Source organism: Ferrovibrio sp. GW821-FHT12E11, from assembly GCF_058806975.1.
Map to the genome: position 1 here is coordinate 525039 of NZ_JBXAQG010000001.1, position 25014 is coordinate 550052.

At 63.7% G+C, this 25014-nt stretch carries 28 protein-coding genes; 7 read left to right on the forward strand and 21 right to left on the reverse strand.

Translation table 11 applies throughout. The features are described from left to right. Positions 1-20 precede the first annotated feature (20 nt). The 7 genes from AC1ROT_RS02645 to AC1ROT_RS02675 form a co-directional block, all read right to left on the reverse strand. Positions 21-3317, reverse strand: a complete 3297-nt coding sequence (locus AC1ROT_RS02645) for a tetratricopeptide repeat protein (RefSeq protein WP_492997128.1) — start codon at positions 3315-3317, stop codon at positions 21-23. 166 nt (positions 3318-3483) lie between these two features. Then, positions 3484-3873, reverse strand: coding sequence for a response regulator (locus tag AC1ROT_RS02650; RefSeq protein ID WP_492970274.1), 390 nt, complete (start codon positions 3871-3873; stop codon positions 3484-3486). A gap of 36 nt (positions 3874-3909) precedes the next feature. Beyond that, positions 3910-5358, reverse strand: coding sequence for a DUF1217 domain-containing protein (locus tag AC1ROT_RS02655; RefSeq protein WP_492970273.1), 1449 nt, complete (start codon positions 5356-5358; stop codon positions 3910-3912). A 160-nt stretch (positions 5359-5518) separates the two neighbouring features. Beyond that, on the reverse strand, positions 5519-6442 hold the full coding sequence (locus tag AC1ROT_RS02660; RefSeq protein ID WP_492970272.1) for a MotE family protein: 924 nt from the start codon (positions 6440-6442) through the stop codon (positions 5519-5521). Further along, the gene (locus tag AC1ROT_RS02665) at positions 6439-6993 is read right to left on the reverse strand and encodes a DUF6468 domain-containing protein (protein WP_492970271.1); all 555 of its coding nucleotides are present in this window, start codon (positions 6991-6993) and stop codon (positions 6439-6441) included. The genes AC1ROT_RS02660 and AC1ROT_RS02665 overlap by 4 nt, the downstream gene beginning before the upstream one ends. Beyond that, positions 6990-8021 carry a flagellar motor switch protein FliM gene (fliM, locus tag AC1ROT_RS02670; protein ID WP_492970270.1) on the reverse strand — a complete coding sequence of 344 codons (1032 nt, stop codon included), beginning with the start codon at positions 8019-8021 and terminating at the stop codon, positions 6990-6992. Before fliM ends, AC1ROT_RS02665 begins: the two co-directional genes overlap by 4 nt. A 15-nt stretch (positions 8022-8036) precedes the next feature. After that, positions 8037-8537, reverse strand: a complete 501-nt coding sequence (locus tag AC1ROT_RS02675) for a flagellar basal body-associated FliL family protein (RefSeq protein WP_492970269.1) — start codon at positions 8535-8537, stop codon at positions 8037-8039. Positions 8538-8784: 247 nt separating this feature from the next. Between AC1ROT_RS02675 and flgF the strand changes: the two genes are divergently transcribed. The 4 genes from flgF to flgH are packed head-to-tail and all read left to right on the forward strand — an operon-like array spanning position 8785 to position 11961. Next, positions 8785-9513, forward strand: coding sequence for a flagellar basal-body rod protein FlgF (gene flgF, locus AC1ROT_RS02680; protein ID WP_492970268.1), 729 nt, complete (start codon positions 8785-8787; stop codon positions 9511-9513). A gap of 26 nt (positions 9514-9539) precedes the next feature. Next, entirely contained in the window at positions 9540-10325 is a 786-nt protein-coding gene (flgG, locus tag AC1ROT_RS02685) for a flagellar basal-body rod protein FlgG (protein WP_492970267.1), read from the forward strand. Positions 10326-10355: 30 nt separating this feature from the next. Next, entirely contained in the window at positions 10356-11117 is a 762-nt protein-coding gene (gene flgA, locus AC1ROT_RS02690) for a flagellar basal body P-ring formation chaperone FlgA (protein ID WP_492970266.1), read from the forward strand. A 28-nt stretch (positions 11118-11145) separates the two neighbouring features. Beyond that, entirely contained in the window at positions 11146-11961 is an 816-nt protein-coding gene (gene flgH, locus AC1ROT_RS02695; protein WP_492970265.1) for a flagellar basal body L-ring protein FlgH, read from the forward strand. A gap of 155 nt (positions 11962-12116) precedes the next feature. Here flgH and dksA read toward each other — a convergent pair whose 3' ends face one another. Both dksA and AC1ROT_RS02705 read right to left on the reverse strand, forming a co-directional pair. Beyond that, positions 12117-12536, reverse strand: a complete 420-nt coding sequence (gene dksA, locus AC1ROT_RS02700) for an RNA polymerase-binding protein DksA (RefSeq protein ID WP_492970264.1) — start codon at positions 12534-12536, stop codon at positions 12117-12119. A gap of 156 nt (positions 12537-12692) precedes the next feature. Then, positions 12693-13124, reverse strand: a complete 432-nt coding sequence (locus AC1ROT_RS02705) for a flagellar assembly protein FliX (protein WP_492970263.1) — start codon at positions 13122-13124, stop codon at positions 12693-12695. 198 nt (positions 13125-13322) lie between these two features. Here AC1ROT_RS02705 and AC1ROT_RS02710 point away from each other — a divergent pair, with 198 nt between their 5' ends. Genes AC1ROT_RS02710 through AC1ROT_RS02720 form a run of 3 tightly spaced genes read left to right on the forward strand, consistent with a single transcriptional unit; the run spans position 13323 to position 15551 of the window. Next, positions 13323-14660, forward strand: coding sequence for a flagellar basal body P-ring protein FlgI (locus AC1ROT_RS02710; protein ID WP_492997129.1), 1338 nt, complete (start codon positions 13323-13325; stop codon positions 14658-14660). Between the two features lies 1 nt (position 14661). Beyond that, positions 14662-14994: a rod-binding protein gene (locus AC1ROT_RS02715; protein WP_492997130.1), complete on the forward strand. Its 333-nt coding sequence runs from the start codon at positions 14662-14664 to the stop codon at positions 14992-14994. Next, positions 14991-15551, forward strand: a complete 561-nt coding sequence (locus tag AC1ROT_RS02720) for a hypothetical protein (RefSeq protein WP_492970260.1) — start codon at positions 14991-14993, stop codon at positions 15549-15551. Before AC1ROT_RS02715 ends, AC1ROT_RS02720 begins: the two co-directional genes overlap by 4 nt. Positions 15552-15632: 81 nt before the next feature. Here the strand turns inward: AC1ROT_RS02720 and AC1ROT_RS02725 are convergent, their stop codons facing one another. The 12 genes from AC1ROT_RS02725 to AC1ROT_RS02780 all read right to left on the reverse strand — a co-directional run bounded on the left by AC1ROT_RS02725 (position 15633) and on the right by AC1ROT_RS02780 (position 24987). Then, on the reverse strand, positions 15633-16208 hold the full coding sequence (locus tag AC1ROT_RS02725) for a PRC-barrel domain-containing protein (RefSeq protein ID WP_492970259.1): 576 nt from the start codon (positions 16206-16208) through the stop codon (positions 15633-15635). Positions 16209-16338: 130 nt separating this feature from the next. Next, positions 16339-16797, reverse strand: coding sequence for a VOC family protein (locus AC1ROT_RS02730; protein ID WP_492970258.1), 459 nt, complete (start codon positions 16795-16797; stop codon positions 16339-16341). Positions 16798-16799: 2 nt separating this feature from the next. Continuing rightward, on the reverse strand, positions 16800-17798 hold the full coding sequence (locus AC1ROT_RS02735; RefSeq protein ID WP_492997131.1) for an isopenicillin N synthase family dioxygenase: 999 nt from the start codon (positions 17796-17798) through the stop codon (positions 16800-16802). Between the two features lie 29 nt (positions 17799-17827). After that, a complete protein-coding gene (locus AC1ROT_RS02740; RefSeq protein WP_492997132.1) occupies positions 17828-18427 on the reverse strand; it encodes a hypothetical protein in 600 nt (199 codons plus the stop codon). Positions 18428-18513: 86 nt separating this feature from the next. Then, the gene (locus tag AC1ROT_RS02745; protein WP_492997133.1) at positions 18514-18780 is read right to left on the reverse strand and encodes a GIY-YIG nuclease family protein; all 267 of its coding nucleotides are present in this window, start codon (positions 18778-18780) and stop codon (positions 18514-18516) included. A 28-nt stretch (positions 18781-18808) separates the two neighbouring features. After that, positions 18809-19366 carry a DUF4440 domain-containing protein gene (locus AC1ROT_RS02750; protein ID WP_492970254.1) on the reverse strand — a complete coding sequence of 186 codons (558 nt, stop codon included), beginning with the start codon at positions 19364-19366 and terminating at the stop codon, positions 18809-18811. A gap of 2 nt (positions 19367-19368) precedes the next feature. After that, a complete protein-coding gene (locus tag AC1ROT_RS02755) occupies positions 19369-20769 on the reverse strand; it encodes an FAD-dependent oxidoreductase (protein ID WP_492997134.1) in 1401 nt (466 codons plus the stop codon). Then, entirely contained in the window at positions 20766-21647 is an 882-nt protein-coding gene (locus AC1ROT_RS02760; protein WP_492970252.1) for an isocitrate lyase/PEP mutase family protein, read from the reverse strand. Before AC1ROT_RS02760 ends, AC1ROT_RS02755 begins: the two co-directional genes overlap by 4 nt. Positions 21648-21706: 59 nt before the next feature. Then, on the reverse strand, positions 21707-22408 hold the full coding sequence (locus tag AC1ROT_RS02765) for an ABC transporter ATP-binding protein (RefSeq protein WP_492997135.1): 702 nt from the start codon (positions 22406-22408) through the stop codon (positions 21707-21709). Next, a complete protein-coding gene (locus AC1ROT_RS02770) occupies positions 22401-23153 on the reverse strand; it encodes an ABC transporter ATP-binding protein (protein ID WP_492997136.1) in 753 nt (250 codons plus the stop codon). Before AC1ROT_RS02770 ends, AC1ROT_RS02765 begins: the two co-directional genes overlap by 8 nt. Further along, positions 23146-24111 (reverse strand): branched-chain amino acid ABC transporter permease, encoded by a 966-nt coding sequence (locus tag AC1ROT_RS02775; RefSeq protein ID WP_492997137.1) that lies wholly within the window; start codon positions 24109-24111, stop codon positions 23146-23148. The genes AC1ROT_RS02770 and AC1ROT_RS02775 overlap by 8 nt, the downstream gene beginning before the upstream one ends. Before the next feature lie 3 nt (positions 24112-24114). Continuing rightward, positions 24115-24987 (reverse strand): branched-chain amino acid ABC transporter permease, encoded by an 873-nt coding sequence (locus tag AC1ROT_RS02780; protein WP_492997138.1) that lies wholly within the window; start codon positions 24985-24987, stop codon positions 24115-24117. Positions 24988-25014 lie beyond the last annotated feature (27 nt).

Genomic DNA, 25014 nt, shown 5'->3' on the forward strand with positions numbered 1-25014 from the left:
GCTCCCGCATTTCCAAGATCCTAGTTGATGGCGCTGAGGCCGCCCTTGGCCACGCGTTCGCGGTAGCGGCTCATGAAGGCCTCGTACTGGCCGATCTGGGCGATGGCCGCAGCCAGTTCGCGCGGATCGCCGGCGGCACGGGTCAGCGTGCTGGAAACCGCAGCGAAGGTGGCGGCATCGGGCGTGTCGCGGAACTTTGCCTCGTATTTGCGACGCACGTCATCCAGCGCCGCCGTGTCATTGCTCAGCGAATAGGCCACGGCCAGCTGCATCACCTGCTTGCGCTCGTCGGCCAGCAGCGGCGCGGGATCGGCATTGCGATTGCCTAGCATCTGGCTGACGACGCGCGAAAACGCCGTCCAGTCCTTGGCGCGCCAGTGCAGGTCGGAGCGCAGCGCGCGCGCCTCCGGGCTGGGATCCTGGGCGATCAGGTTGAGCGCTTCGGGGAAACGGTCGAGATCGCCGAGGGCGCGCGCTTCCAGCTGCTTGCGCTCCTGCTGCACCGGCAGCGACAGATTGGCGGCCTGGGTGATCTGCAGCGACTTCAGTGCCGCATCGGGATTGCGGTCCAGCAGATAGACAACCGCCAGCCGCGCACCGGTCCTGGCCCGCTCCTCGCCACGCAGGCGATACTGGATCTGATGCTCCAGCAATTCTGCGGCACGATTGAGCAGATCGACCGAGACGAGGCGGTCGGCCAGCTTGCTGATGATCTCGTCGCCTTCCGGACCCGGCGGCGTCAGCTCACGATAATCGTAATAGAGCGCCAATGCATTCAGCGGCGGCAGCGCCTGGGCGCCGCCATCGAGGAACAGCTTGGTGAATTCATCGCTCATCTGCCGGGTCAGCAGCGGCATTTCGGGCGAGCGCGGGAAATACTTCACCAGCTGGCGGAAGGTGGTGATGCCACTGCGCAGGTCGCCGATCGAGAATTGCAACTCGCCCAGACGGCGCAACAGGTTGAATTCGAACGGGCCGCCGCGCCAGGCGAACCGCAGGCCATCAAGGCGTTCGATCGCCTGCGGCACATTGATCAGTTTGCGGGCGAACATCATGTCGGTCTTGGCGTATTCGGCCAGTGCGCGCGCGCGCCGGTCGCCGCTGCCCGAGGCAAGGTCGAAATAGCGGATCGCCTCTTCCGGCTTGTTGGTCGCATCGGCCAGCAGACCGCGGATGTAATTGCCTTCCGCCGCCTGGCCGCGGGTCAGGCTGTCCCCTTCCAGCGCCCGCAGTTCGGCCGTCGCCGCCGCCACATCGCCGCCAGCCAGCCAGGACCGCGCCATGGTGAGACGCAGCTGTGCGCGCAGATCGGGCGGGAATTTGGCAACCGCCGCACCGGCCAGCGAGAAGCTGCGGCGCGCCGCCGGCCAGTCGTCGCGTTCGGCCGCGAGCATGCCGCGATAGGCGAGCACATCCGGATCGTCGTCGAAAATCTTCGAATCCAGATCGTTGGCCGCATCGGCGGTGCGGCCCAGTTTCATATAGGCAATGCCGCGCAGGGCGCGATACAGCTTGTCGCGCTCCAGATCGGGCTGTTCGGCGCGGGCCCGGGCCAGCACGCCCAGCGTTTCCGGTTGCATGTCGCTGGCGGCATAGAACTGCGCGAGCGCAATACGCGCATTCTGGCGCTGACTCAGCGGGCTCAGCGCCAACCGGCGCTGCAGCACCTCTTCCTGTTCGTTATAGGTCTTGCCGTCGACCTTGCGCCAATCGCCGAACAGCAAGATCTCCGTCGCACCGCTCTTCGGATCGGCACCACGCGGCGCCGAAAGCGACAGGCCATTCGGCGTGCCCATCTCCATGCCGCGCGGAAAACGGTTGATGACCAGATTGTCGGCATGCGGCTCCACCGCAAAGCCCTGGAAGCTGTGCAGCACGCTCAGTTCGATGAAATCGCGGCGTCCTGAAACACCGCCATTGGCACCGGCAAACGGCACCACCGTCAGGCTGTCGCCGGTATCCGGATCGGGGATGACCAGCTGCGGTGACGGATCGTTGGCGGCAAAGAACAGCTTGGCGCCGCCATCGGCATCCAGCTGACGGCGAACGTCGATTTCCTGCGGCCGGTCGCGGGCCGGCACCGCGTCGTCGGCGGGCGCCACATCCTTGGGCACCAGCTGTTCGGGCTGGATGGTGTTGATGCTGATCTGCCAGCCGGTGTTGCGGCGGGTGAAGCTGGCCGTGGTGCCGCTCGGCACCTGCAACCGCAGCACGGTCACGCCGGGCACCGGCAGCTGCTCAATGCTGTTGATGGCGCCGCCCCAGTCGCGGGTGGTGATCGGACGCAGATCGACCGACGCGGCACGGTCGAAGACCAGCCAGAGATTGCCATTGCGCATGAAGGCGGCGGCGGCAACCGGCCGGCTCCAGGGGAAATTCAGCAGCGGGCCGGTGCGGCTGGAATCCACCGAAGGCACCAGCGGTTCGCCGCGCTGAGGACCAACCGGCGGCGCCGGCATGAAGGTGCCCAGCGGCGCGGTCTGCACACCGGCCACCGGGGCGGCAGCGGGCAAACCGCTATTGGCCAGGGTTGGCTGGTCGCGCGGCGGCTGAGCGGCAGGAGCTGCGGCACTGGCCGGCGGTGTGTTGGTCTGCGGCGCAGCCGTGCCGGGACGCTGTGCAGCGGCGACCGGCGGTGCCGCCGGCTGGGGCGGGACGACAGGCTGCGGAGCTGCAGCCGGCGCGGCAGGCGGCATTGCGGGTTTCGGATCGGCGGGCTTCGCCGCCTGTGCGGCCGTTTGCGCAGGCGCCGGCTTCTGTTCGGCCGGTTTCGCGTCTGCGGCCTTGGCATCGGCAGCCGGGGTGATATCCAGCACCACCTTGTTGCCATCGCGCCAGGCCTTAATCGCCGCGCCTTCCGGAATGCCGAAACTGACGATGCTGGCACCGCCATCAGTGCGCGTGGCCAGGGCGCTGACATTGCGCGGCGGGAACTGCGCCAGACGGCCGAGATCGATGGGCCCGGCGCGATCAAAGCGCAAGGCCGCCTGCCGTCCTTCGGTATTCAGGCTGTACTCGACCTTCTCGGGCCAGTCGAACACCAGGCGGGTATAGGTCGGATGCTCGCCGGCGCGCAGGCGCACGGCCGCCGCGGCAGGCTGTGCGGCGGGCGCCGGTGCAGCCTGGGGCTGGCTCTGCCCGACCGGAGCCGCATTGTTTTGCGGCAGGGTCTGCGCCCGCAGCGCGGTGTCATCCAGCGCCAGCAGCGCGAGCGCGGCCGTCCCCGCCATGGCAAGACGGCGTAGCACAGCCAGCCGGCTGCCCTGCCCCAGCGCCACGTCCGGGGTCGCGGTCGGACTATCGCGACGATCAGCCATGGTCCCTGTCTGCACCAACCTCAATCCAGTCTTCGAGCTGCCCAGAATCGCCCATTGATACGTGCGATTATAGGAGTCTGGCAGGATAAGGCGATATCATTAACAGATTGTTCTTTCGGCAAGATCGGCGCAAATGCCGGTCCCGTCGGGGCCGGCGTGGCGGATTTCAGAACGGACCGATGGCGGCCGTGAGCTTCGCCCGCAGGCCGGCCGCATCGAAGGGTTTGACCAGATAGCCATCGACGCCCAGCCGCCGCGCCTGCAGCACGTTCTCCGGCCGTGCCTCGGCCGTGATCAGGATGAAGGGCACCTGGGCATAATCCGGATCGCCGCGCAGCGTATGCAGAAAGGCAATCCCGTCCATCGGCTCCATGTTCCAGTCCGACAGTACCAGGCGGTAGCGCTGGCGCCGCAGCATGGTCAGTGCGGAGACCGGATCACCGGCCGTATCGACCATGCCGAAACCCAGATCGCGCAACTGCTTGGCAATAATGGCCAGCATGGTGCGGTGATCGTCGACAACGAGAACAGGAAAGGACGAAAGATCGACGGCCATGCCGTCGACTTTACACGCGACCGTGGAAAAGGGGAATCAGCCGAACAGGTCGAGCAGATAGCTGTTGCCGCTGCCAGTGGTGCCTTCAGTACCCTTGAAGGTCAGATACCGCGTCACCAGCTTGTCGATCTCGGCCTTGTCGCTGGTCAGCGCCTTGACGTCGATCCGCTTTTCCAGCGCCGTGATCTGCGCATCGACTTCCTGATAGGCGAGTTCCTTCGGAATATTGTTGCCGACCAGCACCACGTCGCGCATGACGCTGTCGCCCAGCAGCTGCACCGTCTGCGTCACATCCTTGACGCGGCGCTCGAATTCGATAGCGGCGCGCACACCGGGCGCCTGCTCGTCCAGATGCTTCTCATACGCCACGCGCTCGTACTGACGGGTCAGGTCGAGCGTGGTGGATTCGAGCTTCAGCTTGCCTTCCTTGAGGAAGTTGATCTGCAGCAGCTCGGTCATCTTCTTGAAGCGCACATCCTGGAAGCGGTTGGCCAGCGAATCCGGGTCGCTCAGGTCGCTTTCCAGAATCTTGCGGATCTTGCCCGGATAGACGGCCTCGCTCTCGAGATCGAAGGACGACAGGACGAATTTCACCAGCCGCGAGTCATTGAAGAAATCGTCGACCGATTTGATGTCCTTGATGTTCTCTTTGTAATAATCGATCTCGCGCTGCACATCCTTGCGTGAGCGGAACTTGTCGAAGTCGTCGCCGGCGAATTCGTAATAGTTCACCGAAAGGGTCGGCTTCGGCGCCTGCTCTTCGGGCAGGATGGCCTTCTGCGACTTCGACTTGTAGATGTTGATGTCGCGGTCGCCCGAATCCGCACCGAAGATCAGCTTGCCGTCGTCGGCCGGATCCTTGGAATTCTTGGTGACCTGGGCCTTGCCGTTCAGGTCGACGATCAGGTTGCGGATTTTGGCCAGACCCGCAGAAAGCGGCGCGTCGACCGTCGCGTCGTTGACGATGCGGCCCTCCGTATCCAGGCCGACGGTGTTGCCGTCAACGTCGAGCTGATCGCCGGGAGCGCCGAAATTGTATTTCTTCGCCAGCTCCAGATCGCGCAGCGTGCCCGTGCGGGCGCGCGAGGCGGGATCGTTCAGGTCGCTGAGCAGCACATCACGCAGACGCTGGCGATCATGCAGGTACATGTCGTCAAAGCCGTTGGCGGTGGCCAGCACCTTGAGGAAGCGGTCGTCGTTCACCAGCTCGGTGGCGGTTGTCGCCGTCTTGATGCGATTCTTGTAATAGGTCGCGTCGTTGACGACCTGGGCGTTGGTGTCGCGATACTGATTGTTGCGCACGCGGATCGCCGCGTTGTTCATCTCGCGCATCTTCGCCTTCGCCGCTTCCTGGGCGGCGTCGGGTTCTGCGGCGGTCTTGTTTTCTTCGGCGAGTTTCTGCAGCTTCTTGTACATCGCCATCGGCGACATGGTCGCCGCTGTGGTCGAGGTACCTGAAATCAGAACGCTGAGATCTATGGACATCCTTGCTCGCCTCCTGCGGCAGTGATGATGGTGGTGCGCAGAACCGATTCTGGTCCCGCCTGTAACGATATTTCACTTGGATTTTAACATGTGCAGGGAAACCCACAAGACCGGGTTTCCCCAACTACATCATGCAGTTAACCCATAATTAACCCTGATTTCAGCCGCCCGCCCCCGGGCGGCGGGCCGGCGCGGCCGCGGCAGGCGCCGCCGGTGCTGCGGCTGCCGGTGCCGATACCGGTGCCGGCGGTGCAGGATTCTGCAGCTGGATTTCGGCGCCGCTGCGCACGCTGGGCGGAATCTGTTTGCGCGTCGCCAGTCGCACCGTGAGATCCTGGGCGGTCTGCGGACTCATATCCGCCAGCACCAGTGCCAGCTTGGCCTCTTTCATACGCTCGACCACGCCGAGCAGGATGTTCGGCTCAAGCTTCTCGAAAATGCGCGCGGCATCCTTCGGCTTCATATTCTCGTAGACCTTCACCAGGCCCTGCAGGTTCTGCTCTTCCTGCTTGTCGTACTGCTGCACGATCTGTTTGATGCTGGCTTCCAGCTTCTTCAGCTCGGCAAGCCGGTCGTCAATCCGCTTTTCCGCCGCGCCGAGCAGGCTTTCGCGCAGATCGATCTCGCGCGCCCGCTGCTCGAGCTGCTCGCGGCGCTGGGCCAGATTGGCCAGCAGCTCCACTTCCGCCCGGGTGAAGGTGGTGGGATCGCGATCCGCCAGCGACTGCACGCTGGATGATCCGGCGCGGGTCGATGGCGCCGACTGCGGCACGGCCGTCGAGGATGGCGCATTGGCCGCCGGCTGCGCCGGCGCCTGGGCGAGCTGCTGCGGCGCCTGCTGCGTCTGTTGCGCCTGCGGCGTCAGCTGCGTCGGCTGGCCGGCAGCCGGCTGATTGCCCTGCTGGGCGCCGGCCCCGGTGACAAACAGTTCGGCCCGCCCCTGCCACAAGGCGCCGATCTTCAGGCCGAGCAGCAAGGCCACCGCCAAAATCGTCAGCGGCAGAATCCGCACGCGGCCCGCCAGCGACCGGCGCGCGGTCGGAGGCGAAGCCGGCATCGCCGGCTGCCGCGCGGCAATCGTCATCGCGCCTGCCTCAGGGCCATCAGCAACTCACGCTCGGCCTCCGAGCGCGGCTCGATCTTGAAATCCTTGGCACCGCCGACCGGCGCACCATTGGCCGGCGCCTTCTTGGCCGGGAACGGCGTCACCGGTGCCTGCGGCCGCGGCGGCACGATCTTGCTGGCCAGCATGTCGCCATCGCGGGCGACGCCCAGATCCTGGCTGCGCTCCTGCGCCCGTTCCTGACGCAAGCCGCGCGTGTTGGTGGCTTCGCCGGCCAGACGATCGGCCAGGCGGTCGGCGGTCTCGACCATGAAGCCGAGTTCGTCGCGCAGAGTCTTGGCCTGCTTCATGCGCTCTTCATGCGAGGTGTCGGCGGCGGCCGATGCCGTCTTTAGTTCAGTCATGCCCTGGCGCGCCTTGACCAGCGCCTTGTCGAAATCGCCGATCAGGCGGCGCATCTCGTCCTGGTTCGCACGCAGGTTGCCCAGGCGGCGGTTCAGCACCAACGAAATGGTGAGCGTGATGACCAGCAGAACAGCAACAACAAGCTCAACGATCAGGGTCAGCGTCATCCCACACCTCCCAAACTTTTCAGCGTGCGGTCGATCTTGACCGCGATGTTATTGCCCATGCGGCCCATGCGGCCCTCGACCATCGGAATGCCACCGCAACGCATCATCACCACCGATTCCGGGGTGGCGTTGAACATGATGGTCTTGCCGACTTCCAGTGCCATCACCTGGCCCAGCGTCATCACCTGCTCATCGAGCACGGCTTCGATCTCGACATCGGTCGACCACAGCTCGGTGGCCAAGTGGTTTTCCCAGATCGAGTCACGGCCGAACTTTTCGCCCATGAACATCTGGAGCAGCAGTTCGCGGACCGGCTCCAGGGTGGCATAGGGCAGCAGCAGCTCGAGACGGCCGCCGCGATCTTCCATGTCGACGCGCAGGCGGGCAAGAATTGCCGCATTGGCCGGCCGGGCGATGGTGGCGAAGCGCGGGTTGGTCTCGATGCGATCGTAAGAGAAGTTGACCGGCGCCAGCGGCTCGAAGGCGGCGCGCATGTCGTCGAGCACGACGTTGACCATGCGCTCGACCAGGTTGCGCTCGATGGTCGTATACGGACGACCTTCGATACGCATCGCCGCCGTGCCGCGGCGACCACCGAGCAACACGTCGACGATAGAATAGATGAGCGAGCTGTCGACGGTGAGCAGGCCGTAGTTGTCCCACTCCACCGCGCGGAAGACGCTGAGGATGGCCGGCAACGGGATCGAGTTCAGGTAGTCGCCGAAACGGATCGACGTAATATTGTCGAGCGAGACTTCCACGTTGTCGGACGTGAAGTTACGCAATGAGGTGGTCATCAGACGCACCAGGCGGTCGAACACCACCTCGAGCATCGGCAGACGCTCGTAGGAAACGAGCGCGCTGTTGATGATGGCGCGAATGCCGGCCTTGTCGGCGTCTTCCTCGACGCTGGCGTCAAAACCAAGAAGGCTGTCGATTTCGTCCTGATTCAGGATGCGGGTCGACCCGCCGCCGTCATCGCCTGCGCCGCCAGCCCATTCCGCGCCGTCTTCGGTATTATCCGCCATGACTGTCTCGCTTGGTCACTGGATCAGCATCTCTTTAAAGAGAACGTCGTTGATCTTGATCGGTGCCACGGCCTGGTTGACCCGGATCAGCAGTTCTTCCTTCAAACGGTACAGGCCGGCCGAGCCGACCAGATCGTCCGGTCGCAGTTCACGCAGGTAGATCTGGAAATTATCGACCACGCGCGGCAGCAACTCGTTCAGCTTGGGCGTCGACAGCGGCTCGTTATGCTCCAGCGCCACCTTCAGCTTCAGATAAGAGGCCTGACGGCCGGTCGAGTTCAGGTTCACCAGGATGTCGGGCAGGTCGTAGAAGACCGTGACCTTCGGCACCTCGGGTTTGACCTCGGCTTCCTCATGCTTGTTGGCGAAGAGGAAGAAATAGGCCGCACCGCCACCACCCACGAGCAGCAGCAGCGCCACCACCGCACCAATGATCACAATGGCGCGCTTGCCCTTTTTCTTGGGGGCATGGCCTTCGCCTTCGCCGTCAACTTCGCCTTCAGTCTCGTCACTCATGCCGGCACATCCCTGGCCCCAGAATCCGGCTGTGGCCGGTTCGCTCCAGATGCCATTGGTAAGGGCCCACCGTTAATACTTTATCACCGCCCGGCAGTTTTTGCCGGGTCGCGGGCCGGCGGTGGGGGTCAGAAATCGCCCAGTGGTCAGGTTTTACGATTTTAACGGCCGTTTTCCGGCAAAAAATCTGTTGGCACGCTGCCTGCAATACCCTTGGCAGCAAACGACCAACCACGAGTTTGGTGCCATGGAAAACGCGACCTATATCGGCCTGTCCCGCCTGTCCTCGATGCGTCGAGAGATGGATGCCATCGCCAACAATCTGGCGAACATGAATTCGAACGCCTACAAGGGCGAGCGGGTGCTGTTCGAGGAATACCTCAAGGGCCCGAACCAGAAAGAAAAGGTTAGCTTTGTCAATGACTTCGGCGTGCTGCGCGACTTCCGCGCCGGCAAGCTGGAGCAGACCGGCAACACCTATGACTTCGCCATCAGCGGCAACGGCTACCTGACTGTGGATACCCCCCAGGGCCGCCGCTACACCCGCGACGGCCACCTGCGCCTGGACGCCGACCGCCGACTCGTGACCAGCGGTGGCCATCCGGTGCTCGATAACCGCGACCGCGAAATCATCCTGCCGAACGACGGCCTGGGCGGCACGCCCACGATGTCCGTCGACGGCACCCTCAATATCGGCCAGCAGCAGATCGCCAAGATCGACCTGGTCACCTTCGACAGCGAACAGGAACTGCGCAAGACGGCGCAGGGCCTCTACGTCACCACCCAGCAGCCGAAGGCCGCGGGCACCGCCAGCACCATGCTGCAGGGCATGCTGGAAGCATCGAATGTCGAGCCGATCCTCGAGATGACCAACATGATCGAGCTGACCCGGCAGTACCAGTCCACCCAGAACTTGATCGACGGCGAGCATGATCGGCTGAAGCAGGCCATCCAGCGCCTCGGTCGCACGAACTAAACGATTGACGGACCAGGAGACCTAACATGCGTTCGCTCAGCACCGGCGCCACCGGCATGATGGCCCAGCAGCTCAATGTCGAAGTTATCTCGAATAACATCGCCAACATGAGCACGACGGCATTCAAGCGCCAGCGCGCTGAATTCCAGGATCTGCTCTATCAGAACATGCGCCGGCCGGGTTCGACCTCGTCGGATGCCAACACCATCGTGCCCACCGGTGTCCAGATCGGCGTCGGCGTGCGCACGGCGGGTGTCTACCGCATCCATGAGCAGGGCAACCTGACCACCACTGGCAACTCTTACGATCTCGCCATCAGCGGCAAGGGCTATTTCCAGATCACGCTGCCGTCGGGTGAAACCGCATATACCCGCGCCGGTTCGTTCCAGGTCGATGGCCAGGGCCAGATCGTCACGGTCGACGGTTATCAGCTGCAGCCGGGCATCACCGTGCCGCAGGGGTCGCTGGCGGTCAGCATCGACGCCACCGGCATTGTCGAGGCCCGCATCGCCGGCCAGGCGCAGCCGCAGCAGCTGGGCCAGATCCAGCTCGCCACCTTCATCAATGACGCCGGCCTCGAGTCGACCGGCGACAATCTCTATCTCGAAACGCCGGCCTCGGGCCAGCCCACGGTGGGCAATCCGAATGCCGCAGGCTTCGGCGTCCTGCGCCAGGGCTATGTCGAAACTTCGAACGTCAACCCGGTGCAGGAAATCACCAACCTGATCACGGCGCAGCGCGCTTACGAAATGAATTCGAAAGTGATCACGGCTTCGGACGAAATGCTGCAGACCGCCGGCCGCCTCCGGTAATCGGCCAGACGCATAGTTCAGGAGATCATCATGACCCCGCTTCGCACTCTGACCCTCGCCGGCTTTGCCGCCGCCGCCCTCACCGCGGCAGCGATCCCGGCGGTCGCGCCGGCACAGACCCAGATCGCCGTCGCCAGCGCCCGCATCATCGGCGAACGCGAGATCGGCAAGCGGATCGCCGACATGGTGCAGCAGCGCAATGGTGGCCAGCCGGTGGAAATCAGTTTCCATGGTACCGGCAACGAACTGGAAGTTCCGGCCACCGCCGCTGCCGTGTTGCGGTTCGACAGCTTCTCCTTCGATGCGCGCAGCGGCCGCTTCTATGCCGCCATCGGCATCCATGGCGGCGGCGAGGCGATCAAGGTCAGTGGCCGCGCCCAGTCGGTGGAGGCCATCCCGGTGCTGAAGAACCGCATCAATGTCGGCCAGACCATCGACCGCAACGACATCGAATGGCTGCGTGTGCCGGCCGGCCGCTACGGCGGCGGCTATATCGACCGCGTGGACGATCTGATCGGCCAGAGCCCGCGCCGTCCGCTGAATGCCGGCAGCCCGATCCGCTCTGCCGATGTCGGCAGGCCGGAAGCCATCACCAAGAACGGCCTCGTCACCATGGTGGCCCAGGGCCCGGGCATGACGCTGACCACCACCGGTCGCGCGCTGGAAGCCGGCAGCATCGGCGATGTGATCCAGGTGATGAACGTGCAGAGCAAGAAGACCGTGCAGGCGACGGTGATCGCCGCCAACCAGGTGCAGGTCCTGACTGCTGCCCGCGTCATTGCCTCGAACTGATTTGACTGTGCTTAGAAGGACCATCGTCATGATCCGCCAGACCAAACCCGCTCCTTTCGCCGCCATGCTGCGTGTCGCCGCTGTAACCGGCCTCGCCGTGACGCTGGGCGCCTGCGGCAATCTCGGCCGCCTTGCCGATATCGGCAAAGCCCCGGACATGAGCAGGATCGACAATCCGACCGAAGCCCGCGATTACCGCCCGGTCAGCCTGCCGATGCCGGCGCCGGAAGTGACACCGCGCCATGCCAACTCGCTGTGGCGGCCGGGTGCGCGCCAGTTCTTCAAGGATCCGCGCGCCACCAAGGTGGGTGACATCATGACTGTGAAGGTCAATATCCAGGAACGCGCCCAGCTGCAGAACAACACGTCGACCTCGCGGGCCAACAGCGAAACCGCCGGCATTCCGAACTTCCTCGGCATGGAGGCCGGCCTCGTTGCCGGCGCCGTGACCACGGGCGCCGGCGCGCCTTCGGCCCTGAACAAGGTGTTCAACAACATCGATCCCGAGAATGCGGTTGGTGTGAACTCGGCCTCGCAGGTCCAGGGTCAGGGTCAGGTCAACCGTCAGGAGCAGATCGTCCTGAGCGTGGCTGCCCTGGTGACCCAAGTGCTGCCGAACGGCAACCTGGTGGTGCAGGGCCGTCAGGAAATGCGGGTGAACAATGAAGTCCGTGAACTGCTGATCCAGGGCATCGTGCGGCCGGAAGACATCACCGCCACCAACACCATCACCCATACCCAGATGGCCGAAGCGCGCATCTCCTACGGCGGCCGCGGTCAGCTGACCGATGTGCAGCAGGCGCGCTGGGGTCAGCAGGTCTACGACATCATCTTCCCCTTCTAAGTCGGAAGGGATCCAGCCCCGCCCGAAATTCGGGCGCGCCAGAACGTGCGTCAGGACCGCAGGATGCGGACCGCGGCAAAACGCCAGGGGCTTATGGAAACGCAAAAGGCCGGTCAGAAGACCGGCCTTTTCGTGTTTTGGACGAAGACGACAGACTACATGTCGTCGCGATGGGTCCGCTCCCGACGCTCGTGGCGCTCCTGCGCCTCGATCGACAGCGTGGCGATCGGACGGGCTTCCAGGCGCTTGAGCGAGATCGGTTCGCCGGTCTCTTCGCAGTAGCCATAGGTCCCGTCGTCGATCCGCTTCATTGCGGCGTCGATCTTGGAGATCAGCTTGCGCTGACGATCACGCGTCCGCAGCTCCAGCGAGCGGTCCGTCTCGGTCGAGGCCCGATCGGCGATATCCGGCTCCTGCGCGGTGTCTTCCTGCAGGTGCTGCAAGGTCTGGTTCGATTCCCGCAGAATTTCTTCCTTCCAGGCCAGCAGCTTGCGGCGGAAGTATTCCTTCATGCGCGGGTTCATGAAGGACTCACTCTCGGTCGGCTTATAATTCGCCTTCAATTGGATACCCATGTAAGAGACCCTCCAGGCGCCGCAGCGACTCCGATACCCTAAGCCGCGGCGCGCGGGAGTATATGAATCGGCCCGCCCGGGAGCAAGGCTGTCGAAAAAGCCAGAAGCCTTTGATTTCTTGAAATAATTATGAAACGTCCGAGTCCGGATTGATTTCTACAGGCCCAACTTGGCCAATTCGACCTCGCAGCGCAGCTCGATCTCGGCCAGGACTTCGGCCAGCTGAGGGTCTTCGACGCTCATCTTCTCGGCCCGCAGGGTCTGTGCCAGCGTCTGGAGACGGGCGGCCGGGATGCTGCCGGTGAGCAGGCCATGGCGGATTTCGTCGAGTTTTTCCAGCAGGGTCGAGCCGCGCCGGAAGGCGCGCTGGCGGTTCTGCCGCCCGCCGCCCTGTTCGTCGACTGCCTGGATGGTCAGCATGGCGTCGAGGGCCGTCACCGGAGCCGCCTGCCCGACCTGACCGGCGGGCTTCTCCGCCCCCTTCAGCATGCTGGCAAAACTGGGCCCTCCGGCCGCACTGGTGCCGGTCGAACGCTTAGGGCCGCCCGGCGCGATGCCGCCCGGGCCTTTGACTTTATCGATGCTCATGGAATTGCAATCTCTTAACTCGTGCCATGGTGCCCGATAAGACTGGCCGGGTAAAGCCGGCATTTTTTGCCGCATGGCACCCGAACCTGGCCGAAAATCCAAATAAAATCAATGCCATTACCCTTGGCATGACAATCGCATTATTCGGCACGAGAGAACCGGTCCCGGCGACCGGTCACGAGTTGAGGAAGACGCGAGATGATCCGCTTCGCTGCCAAGAAGACCCGCCCCCTGACCCTGCGCACCATGCTGCGGCTGGCGCTGGCGCTGCCCCTGATGATGCTGATCGTGGCCACTCAGGCCCAGGCCGGCTCGCGTATCAAGGACATCGCCGACTTCGAAGGCATCCGCGACAATATGCTGGTCGGTTACGGCCTAGTGGTCGGCCTGGACGGCACCGGCGACAGCCTGACCAACGCCCCCTTCACCAAGCAGAGCCTGGCGGCGATGCTGGAGCGTTTCGGCGTCAACATCCGCGACGCCGGCACCTACCGCACCAACAACCTGGCCGCCGTGATGGTCACCGCCTCGCTGCCGCCGTTCGCCCGCCATGGCAGCCGCATCGACGTCACTGTCTCGACCATGGGCGATGCCAAGAGCCTGCAGGGCGGTACGCTGCTGGTCACCCCGCTGCTCGGCGCCGATGGCGAAGTCTACGGTGTGGCCCAGGGCGCGATTGCCGTTTCCGGTTTCAAGGCCCAGGGCGCCGCCGCCCAGATCACCCGCGGCGTGCCCACCGCCGGCCGCATCGCCAATGGCGCCATCGTGGAGCGCGAGGTCGGCTTCGAGCTCGCCTCGCTGCCGGTGCTGCGCCTGGCACTGAAGAACCCCGATCTCACCACCGCCCGCCGCATCAGCCAGGCCGTTTCGACGCTGGCCGGCGTGCCGACCGCCCGCGCGCTGGATCCGACCACCGTGCATATCGACATCCCGGATCGCTTCCGCCGCGACATCATCGGCTTCATGACCGAGGTCGAGCAGCTGCAGGTCGAAACCGACCAGATGGCCCGCGTCATCATCGACGAGCGCTCCGGCACCATCGTGATGGGTCCGAATGTGCGCATCGATACCGTTGCCATCGCCCAGGGCTCGCTCACCGTCCGCATCACCGAGACCGCGCAGGTTTCGCAGCCCAATCCCTTCGCGCCTGGTCCCACCAGCGTCGCCGGCATCGCCGGCACCTCGGCCGCCACCGGCACCGTGCAGGTGCCGCGCATCGGCCCGAACGGCGAACCGGTGCGCGATGCCAGTGGCAACTTCGTGTTCGACACCATCACCCAGGCCGTTCCCGGCACCGGCACGGCCGGCCAGGCCGGCCAGATCGGCGGCGGCGCCTCCACCGTGGTGGTGCCGCGCACAGACATCCAGGTCGACGAACAGGCGGATCGCCGCCTCGGCATCCTGAAGCGCGGCGTGTCGCTGCAGGAACTGGTCGACGGTCTCAATGCCCTTGGCGTCGGCCCGCGCGACATGATCACCATCCTGCAGGCGATCAAGGCCGCTGGCGCGCTGCAGGCCGAAATCCAGGTGATGTGACATGTCCAGCATCTCCGCCTCGCCCGCCATCAACAGTTTCGCCATCGACCAGGCCCGCGCCGATCGTGTGGGCAGCGACAACTTCAAGTCCAAGACCAAGGCCGACGTCCGCAAGACTGCGGAAGATTTCGAAGCCTTCTTCCTCACCCAGGTCTTCGAATCCATGTCTGCCGGCGTGAAGACCGACACCCTGACCGGTGGCGGCAGTGCCGAAGGCACCTGGAAGTCCTTCCTGAACGACCAGTACGGTCGCGCCATGGCCAAGGGCCGCGGCATCGGCATCGCCGATATGGTGTATGGCCAGATGCTGAAGATGCAGGAGGCCCAGTCATGATCAACAAGCAGCCGCCGCAACCGCCACGCCGCCCCCAGCCTTTGAGCGACCGCGCCGCCCAGCGCCTGGGCATTTCGACGGCACCCCGGGTGGTCGACAATCAGGGTGACGGCGCCGTCCTGCCCACCATTGCCGAACTCAGCGACCTGGTCATCCAGCTGAAAGACGTCATGCAGGAAGAGACCGCCATGCTTGAGCGGTTTGCCTATGACCAGTTGGACCGCACCAGCGAACAGAAACGCGTCATCGCCGGCCTGCTGCGTGAAAAGCAGAAGGTGCTGAACCAGAATCCCGAAGCCCTGCGCAATGCGCCCGAAGCCGAGCGCAAGAAGCTGGAAAACCTGTTGGCCGACATGCAGAAGGTCGGCTATCGCAACGAGATCGTGGTGCGGACCGCCCGCGACGCCAACAAGAAGCTGCTCGATGCCATTATCCGCGGCGCGACCAAGCAGAGCCAGCTTGGCAGCGGTTATGGCCGCACCGGCGCCATGACGGCGCTGACCACCAATTACGCCGCCCGGCAAGCCGTTTCGCTGTTCAACAACGAAACCTGCTGACGTCTTTCCCCCCCGCCAGTACCACTTGCCCGTCCGGCCAGCCGCCGGACGGGCTTTCTTTTCCAGACTTTAGTCCGACGTTTAGTCCGACGTACTGGGTGCCGGACGGATCGGCCGCGAGGTGTCGCCGCCCATCCCGCCAATGCCGCCGCCACCGGTACCCGTCGTACCGCTGCCACCTGCTCCGCTACCCATGGGCACGCGCGCCGGCTGCTGCGACGAGGCGCGCGCCGGATCCTGGTATTCCGGCATGGTCTTCAGCGTTTCCTTGGTCGCGTTAGTCACGACCACGAGCTGACTCCCTTCGCTGCTGAATCGCAACTGCTCCCATGGCATCACCACCTTGCGGTCGCCGATGCCAAGAAAGCCACCAATCGAAACGATCACGGCATTGACCTTGCCATCGGTGGTCACGAGCACTTCGTTGACATCACCGATCTTTTCATTGGCGCCGTTCTTCACATCGGCGCCGATCAACTTGTTGCCCTTTACCTCAGCTGTGCCGGTGCCGGGGATCGGCGCCATCGTGTCGGATGCGGCCGGCTTTACCGGCTCCGTATCCATGAGAGTCCCGGGTGTTTTCTCCTGAGCCAGGACCAGACCCGGAACCGCAAGGGCGAATGCCATGGCGGACGCTGTAGCGAATATGCGCTTCATGGGTTCCTCTCCATCATTCGTGTTATACGTGCACCAGCCGCCATACCGGCCGGACCACATCAATATGGGGTTGCAAGCGTGGCGCGGCCGCGACAAAGCCACGACAAATCCGTGGCCAGCGCAGCGAGACTCAGCGTTTGACCGGCCGCTGCTCCACCGGCAAATCGTCATAGGGCGTGCGCGGCCCGATGCGGTGATTGATGCGGAACACATTGCCTTCCGGATCGGCAAGCACCGCCTGACGGGCATTATAATAGGTCAGATACGGTGACTTGAGCACGGCGCCACCCAGACGCAGACACTCCGCAGCGGCGGCATCGACTGCATCAGCGGATGCAAGCTCGACCGTGAAATAGGCCCCCAGCGGCACCGCGTCTGCCGTCGCCGGCTGGCGATCCGACAGATTCAGCAGCGCATAAGCCTCATGGGCATTGAAGCCCAGCTCCAGCCCGTTGGCATCCAGGCAGCGATAGATCGGCGAGCGATGGGCCGCGATCTCGGTGAAGCCGAACAGCTCTGCATAAAAGGCCGAGAGCGCGACAATGTCGCGGGCAAACAGATTGATATAGGACAGGCGCGCGACAGCCATGCTCATCCCGCCTTACGACCGTAGCTGCGATTGAACATCTCCATCATATGCTCGCCGGCCAGGCAGGGTGGGTGCTTCGGCGGATGTCCGGCGTCGCTGCAGCCCGGCAGACATTCGATGCGGGCATAATGATCCGGCGTGTAAAAGAACGGCACCGAATAGCGATCCCGCGACGGCCCGTCGCTGCGCCGGTTCAGCACGCGATGCATGTTCGAGCGATACAGATCGTTGGTCCAGCGCTGTACCAGATCACCCAGATTGACGACAAATGTGCCGGAGATCGGCGGCGCCATGATCCAGTCGCCGGCCGCATTCTGCACCTCCAGACCGCCGGCATCATCCTGCAGCAGCAGCGTGATGCCGCCCCAATCCGTATGCGCGCCAGCGCCAAGCTGGTTGCGCCGTGCCGTTTCTGGCTGCGGCGGGTAATGCAACAGGCGGACGACCGCATTGGCACGACGATACATCGGCATGAAATAGTCCGCCGGCAAATCGAGAGAGAGCGCCAGCAGACCCAGCAGGCGGTCGCCAAGATCACGCATTGCCGCGTGATAGGCCAGCATCTGCGCGCGGAATGCATCGGCTTCGAAACCCGCTGTCGCCTGTGGCCACTGGTTGCCGCCATACCCGCGGATACCGGCCTGGACATAAGGATCATCGGGCGGCAGTTCGGCCGTGTAGTAAAAGCCTTCCTTCAGATCCGGGGGCGAGTCCGCATCGAGCATCTGTCCCGCCATCGGCTCGTAGCCGGCAAAACTGCGCGAGCGCGACATGTGCAGCGCAGCCTTTTCTTCCGCAGGCAAAGCAAAGAACTGCCGGGCGCGGGAAAACTGGGCTTCGACCAGGTCCTGCGGTATGCCATGGCCGGCAATATAGAAAAATCCTGTATCGCAGCAGGCGCGACGAATCTGCTGCGCAATCCGCGCAGCCTCCTCCGACGCGTTTCCAAGATCGATAACCGGCAACTCACGGACCGCAACCGGCGGCGTATACAGCACCATCAGACTATCTCCTGCCGTCTCCCCTGTTTCTATGCAGTATTGATGCCAGACGCGACGATCTGTTCGGTCTTGAACATGAGCGTCACGCGCATCTGCGGGCACAAGCGGCTGACGCCCCGCGCCACATGGGGAATGGCGCCGGCAAAGGTGAGCAGGCGATTGGGCCGGGGATAAACCGCCGCAATGATATCGCTGCGATCGGCATTGAAGAATACGGTCTCGCCGCCCCAGTTCGGCTCCCAGGCGAGATGCGGATAGTAAATCGAGGTTCGTCCGGTTTCGGATCGGGTGTCGATATGCACTGTCCCCTCGCTGCCGAAGGCATGGCCGTTGGCATAGCACCGCACCAGCCTGTGCCCTTTCAGAATGGTGGCAGCCACCGTCAGCCAGAGTCGATGCAGCGGCGGTGCGGTAATGGCCAGATCACCCGCGCAGTCGCGTTCGGCCAGTCCTGGTCCGGCAGCCTCGTCCCCAGGCATCAGAGCACCAGCAAAATGCTTGTGCCAGAACGAGAAGCGGTCTGAGACCGGATCGGATTTCCAGCCGAATTGCCAGCCCGGCTGCATCAGGTGGTCATAAATCTCCTGTTGCACCGCCGGGGGCAGGCAACTGTCATGGCAGGCCAGCATCGACACCCTCTGTAGAGATAATTATCCTAATAATATTCCTATTTTGTTCTTTATGCAATATTATTATTTCCACTAAAATCAACCACTTAAGGGTTCAGAAGCCCGACGCAGTCCTGCAGCAGCTGGCGACGGAAGACACGGTCGCGCTTGAGATGCCATTCCCGGCTCATGGCGGCGTTGCGGGTATCGTGGCGCTCGGCATACAACAGTAGCCAGACCCGGCCCCGCGTCGAGCGAGCGCCGGTGCCGGCGTTATGACGGGCCAGCCGCTGGTCGAGACCGGTGGTCCAGCCCACATAGGTGCGCGGCCCGCCCTTTCCCGCGCTCCCCAGAATATAGACGAAGCAATCCATGCATTCCGAGACATGCCCGGAATTGCGCTCAGCCGCCAGTCTCGGCCAGATCGTTCCAGACCTGCTGATCCACCAGACGGCCGGCCTTCACCGTGAAACGATCGATGAAGCGCACACCGCTGAACGGTTTGCCATCGGGCCGCTCGCCCTCGAGCGTGCCGTAGCAATAGACAACGGCATTCTCCATGCCCGGCACGGTATCGAAGCGCGTATAGACCTTGGCGATGCGGCGATAACGCGGCGCGGCCCAGGCCAGCAACTCATCCAGCCTGCCGAAGCGCTTATCGCCGGGGAACACCATGGAAAACCCATCGGCCAGCAAGGCCGTGGCTGCAGCAAGATCGCGCTGTTCCATGGCTGACAGAAAGCTGCGCACGATCTGTTCGGGCGGCGGCGGTGGTGCCTTCGGGTGCTTTTCCTGGTTGCCGCGACGATAACTGGTCTGCTTCACCTCTTCGACAAAGGTGGTGATGCCATCGGGGATGGCCTCCAGCACCGTGCGCGTGACCTCGCTGTAACCCTGCAGCAGCCGGCCGCGCACATCGTCGCTGTAGCCTTCGATCAGGGTGACGCGGACGACAGGCATGATCAGGACTCCTTGGACAATGCCGCGGCACCGGCACCCGCCTTGGCGCCGAGGATAACGGCAGCGAGCAGGCCGTTGCCGGAGAGATAGCCGTCGCGTCCCTGCCCCGAGATGCCGCAGGCAGCACCGCCGCCGGCAAACAGGTTTGGCAGGAACGACCCATCAGCACGCAGCACCCGCGCGGCCGTGTCGATGGCAAGGCCGCCCTGGGTGTGGAACAGCGCACCGGTCACCTTGACCGCATAGAAAGGTGCGGCCAGCGCAGGCTTGCCGCTAAAATCGCGACCGAAGGAATCCTGGCCCTCGCCGCGTGCCAGTGCCCGGGTCTCGTCCAGCGTGGCCGCCAGCGCATCCGCCGGCAGGCTGCAGGCCGCCGCCAGGCCGCCGATGTCATCGGCGCTTTTCACCGCGCCGCCGCTGACGGCATCGCGGTAATCCTCGAAATCCTGTCCAAGTCTGTGCAGGCGGGCATCGTAGATATTCCAGGCAAAGCCGCCGGGCTGCGCGATCACGCGCATCGCCTGTTCGGAATAGCCGTCATGCTCGCTGGAAAAGCGCTGGCCTTCGGCGTTGACCTGGAATCCACCTTCCATCATCAGCGCCCAGGTGATCAGGATCGCATGCGGCATCGCCAGCGATCCATGGCCCTGATAGGCACCCAGATTCTGCGTCGCCGCACCCAGCTGCTCGCCCCAGTGCAGGGCATCGCCACGATTGCCGGTATGACCGTAATACTGTGCCGCCGCGATCTCCGGGATATGCCGCTGCAGCAGCTCGCCATTGCCGCCAAAGCCCGAACAGGCCAGCACCAGCGTGTCGCAGCCGATGGTTTCCACCGCACCGTCGGGCCGCACAAAGGCCACGCCACGCACGCGGCCATCGGGATCGGCATAGAGTGTGGTCACCGTGGCATCGCAGACGATATCAATGCCGGCTGCAGTGGCGGCGCTCAGCAACCCGCCGACCAGATCGGCGCCGCTGCGCGAAGCTGGCGCATGCATGCGGGCAAAGCTGTGGCCGGGATATAGGAACCCTTCAACCAGGGTCAGCGGCACCTTATGCGTATCGATCAACCAGTCCACCGTGGGACCGGAGGCTGCGCAGATCGCCTGCACCATGGCGGGATCGTTTTCGCCATGCGCCTTCTTCTGGACATCGGCCGCCATGATGGCAGGCGTATCCGGCACGCCGCGCGCCGCCTGCAATCGCGTGCCGGCGGCCGGAATCATCCCCGACGACATCGCCGTCGAGCCGCTGGGCGATGGCTCGCGCTCCAGCACCAGAACCTCTGCGCCGGCATCATGCGCCGCCAGCGCCGCCGTCAGGCCACAGGCGCCCGCACCGATCACCAGAACCGGCACGGAAACAGGAAAGGCCATCCCGGCTGCGGGTTGGACGCTCACTTCCGCTTCTCGAAATTGACGGCGTCGTAGGTCTGGCCCTGCGCCAGCAGTTCCGGGGTGCCGATCAGGGTGTTCAGCGCATTGAAATCCAGCATGCGATCCCGGAATGGCGCCGTTGTGCCATGCTGTTTCAGCGAGGCGAAATACGCCGTCATGCAATGGGCAAGCGCACGCGTCAGGCCACCGGGGAAAATCGCCAGGCGATAGCCGATTTCGGCCAGTTCGGCAGAACTGAGCAGCGGCGTCTTGCCGCCTTCCACCATATTCGCCATCAGCGGCACGCTGTTGCCATAGCGGCTGGTGATGCTGCGCATCTCCGCGGTGTTCTGCGGTGCTTCGATGAACAGAATATCACAGCCGGCCTCGATATACCGGCTGGCACGCTCCATCGCTGCATCGAATCCTTCCACCGCGATGGCATCGGTACGAGCCGCAATCAGAGTCTGGTCCGAGACACGTGCATCGAGCGCCGCCTTGATCTTGCCGACCATCTCGGAAGCCGAAACCAACGTCTTGCCGTCGAGGTGACCACAACGCTTCGGTGCGGCCTGGTCCTCAAGCTGGATGGCGCTGGCGCCGTTGCGCTCGAACAGCTTCACAGTCCGCTGCACGTTGAGCGCATTGCCGAAGCCGGTATCGGCATCGACCATGATAGCGGTCTCCACCCGCTCGCAGATCGCCCCGAGGGTATCGGCGACCTCGGTCATCGAGACCAGGCCGATATCGGAGCGGCCGAAGCGCGTATAGGCGATACTGGCACCGGACAGATACAGGGTGTCGAAGCCGGCCTGCGTGGCCACCAAGGCACTGAGCCCGTCATAGACGCCGGGGGCGACAACGATATCGCCACGCCGCAGACGTTCGCGCAAACTGCTCATGCGCGCGCCTCCTCTGAAATATGAATCTGGACAGTCGATAGAGCGGGATTTCTCATATCCTAAACTCCCAGATACGAGGCTTTCAGCCCCGGATCGTTCAACAGGTCGGCGGCAGCGCCGGACAGGGCGATGACGCCATGCTCCAGAACAAAAGCCCGATGCGCGATGGCCAGAGACTGCACCACATTCTGCTCGACGAGCAGGATGGTCAGCCCCTCACCATTCAGTTGCTGAATCAGGGCGAACATCTCTTCCACCAGCAGCGGCGACAGGCCAAGCGACGGCTCGTCCAGGATCAGCAGTTCCGGTTCCGCCATCAGGCCACGGCCGATCGCCAGCATCTGCTGCTCGCCGCCCGACAGGGTGCCGGCCGCCTGCCCCATGCGTTCGCGCAGGCGGGGAAAGGCCTGATAGACGCGTTCCAGATTCTGTGTCCGCCGTACCTTGCCGCGACGGTAGCTGCCGAGTTCAAGATTCTCGCGCACGGTCAGGTTCGGGAAGACACGGCGGCCTTCCGGCACCTGGATCAGGCCCGCGGCGACAATATCATCCGACCCGGCACCGGCAATGTTACGATCGAGGAAACGGATCTGCCCGGCGCTGGGCCGGTAGATACCGGACAGGTTGTTGTTCAGCGTGGATTTGCCGACGCCGTTGGCGCCCAGCAAGGCCACGATCTCGCCGCGCTGGACGGAAAGATTGATGCCGCGCAGGACCTCCACCTCGCCATAACCGGCATGCACATCCCTGATCTCAAGCATGATGCGTCTCCGCCTGCTGCGCGGCGATGCGCGCTGCTGCACCGTGACCGAGATAAGCCTCGATCACCTTCGGATCGGCGGCAACCTCGGCCGGAGATCCTTCGGCAATCAGGGCCCCGTTGTTGAGCACAAAAGCCCGATCCGACAGGTTCATGACGGCCCGCATCACATGCTCGATCAACAGGATGGTAACGCCGGCATCGCGGATACGCCGGATCACCGGCAGGATAGCGTCGATCTCGGCAGGGTTCAGACCGGCCATCACTTCGTCCAGCAGCAGCAGCTTCGGGTCTGTGGCCAGGGCTTTGGCCAGTTCCAGCCGCTTGCGGCCGGCAATAGTGAGCGCGGCAGCCGGCTTATCGATCTGCTCGGCCAGTCCCACCTGCTGCGCAATTGCCTCGGCATGATCCAGCGCATCGCGCCGACGGGGTCGATGCAGATGCGCACCAACCGCAATATTCTCCCGCACATTGAGCCCGGCGAAGGGCTGGACGATCTGAAACGTGCGGGTCACGCCAAGACTGCAGATCCGTTCCGGTGTCAGCCCCAGCAACGACTGGCCCTCAAACCGGATTTGACCGACATCGGGGCGGTGAAATCCCGATATCTGGGCAAAGATCGTGGTTTTGCCGGCCCCATTCGGGCCGATCAGCGCCGTGATGGAACCGGCAGGCACCGTGAAACTGACATCGTTGGTGGCAACCAGGCCGCCGAACCGCTTGGACAGATGCGTAATCTCAAGCATGGGTGCCCCGCTTAAACAGGCGACGCAGGCTGATCCGGCCGAGGCCGAACAGGCCATTGGGCAGGAAGAGCACCATCAGCACCAGCAATACGCCATAGAGCACCAGATTGAGCCCGGGTGCATCGCCGAAAGCACCACGACCGATTTCGGCAATGGCGTGCAGACCGAAAGCGCCCAGAACAGGCCCGAATACGGTGCCCAGCCCCCCGATGATCGGCACCAGCAATGCCTCGACCGACATGGCGGGCCCATAGGCGATATTAGGATCGATATAGAGGAACAGCTGGACATAGACGGCGCCGCCGATACCGGCCATGGCACCGGACAGCATGATCGCCAGCAGCTTGTTCGTGAACGGATCGACACCGACCGCGCGGGCAGCATCCTCGTTTTCCCGGACCGCGATCAGCCGGGCACCGAAGCGGGAATGCTCCAGCCACCAGGTAATCAGCAGGCCGATCCCGACTAGGGCCAGCAGCAGCCAGAAGAATCCAGCCTTGGTATCGAACTGCAGACTGGCGAAACCGGGCTTGAGCGGCACCAGCAGGCCAACACCCGCGCCAGTGAAAGCGAAGGTGTTGGCCAGAATGCGGAAGACTTCGGCGAAGGCCAGTGTGACCAACGCGAAATACGAGCCACGTAAACCGTAACGGAAAACCAGCCAGCCGGTCGCGGCACCGACGATTCCGGCCGTGACCGCGGCAAAGGCAAAGCCGACCCAGGCATTCAGTCCGAACTGAATCTGCAGCACGGCCGTGCAATAGGCGCCGGTGCCAAAGAACAGCGCATGGCCGAAGGAGAACTGGCCGCCATAGCCGCCAAGCAGGTTCCAGGCTTGGCCAAGCCAGGCATAGAACAATGCCAACGTCACCCAGGTGATCCAGAAATCGGATTTCACGACCAGCGGCAGCGGCAGCAAGATGACAAGGAAGAGAATGATAATGGTCAGGCTGCGCATAGGTTATGCCTTCTGCCCGAGCAGGCCGGTAGGCCGGAACAGCAGCACGATGATGAAAATGAGGAAAATACCAAGCTGTCCCAGGCTTTCGCCAAGGAACAGACCGCCCAGGCTTTCCGTCACGCCGATGATCAGCCCGCCCAGCAGCGCGCCGACGAAACTGCCCATGCCACCCAGCACCACAACCGTGAAGGCAACCAGCACGAAGGCATGGCCGACCTGCGGACTGACATAGAAGCTGGGCAGCAGCAGGCAGGCCGCAACACCCAGGCAGGCACAACCGATGCCGAACGACATGGCAAAGATATGGTCGACATTGACGCCGACCAGACGTGCGCCCTGACGTTCTTTGGCGATCGCACGGATAGCCCGTCCCAGGTCAGTGCGGGTGATCAGCAGCCACAACAGCGCCCCCACCACCAGGGCACCGAGCAGGGCCACGGCCTTTGGCACCGAAATAAAGGCGATACCGAAATCGATCACCTCGAAGGAATATGGCGTCTCGATGGTCCTGGTATCGGATGTCCAGAAATACAGGGCCAGATTCTCGATCACGACCGACAGGCCAAGGGTCACCAGCAGGATATTCTCGTCCTTACCGTGACTGGCGCGACCGATGACAAACCGCTGTAGGCCATAGCCGATGCCGAACAAAGCCAGTGCCATCACCGGTAACGCCAGATAGGGATCGATACCCAGCGCCGCGTGCAGGAAAAAGACGCCATACATGGCGAGCATCAGCAAGGCGCCATGAGCGAAATTGATGATATGCAGCACGCCGTAGATCAGCGTGAGGCCGAGCGCGATCAGAGCGTATACCGCACCGGTGGTGAGGCCGTTCAGGATTGCCGGCAGCAGAATCGAGATTTCAAGCATAAAGTCACGCAGGAGAATATGCGGGGC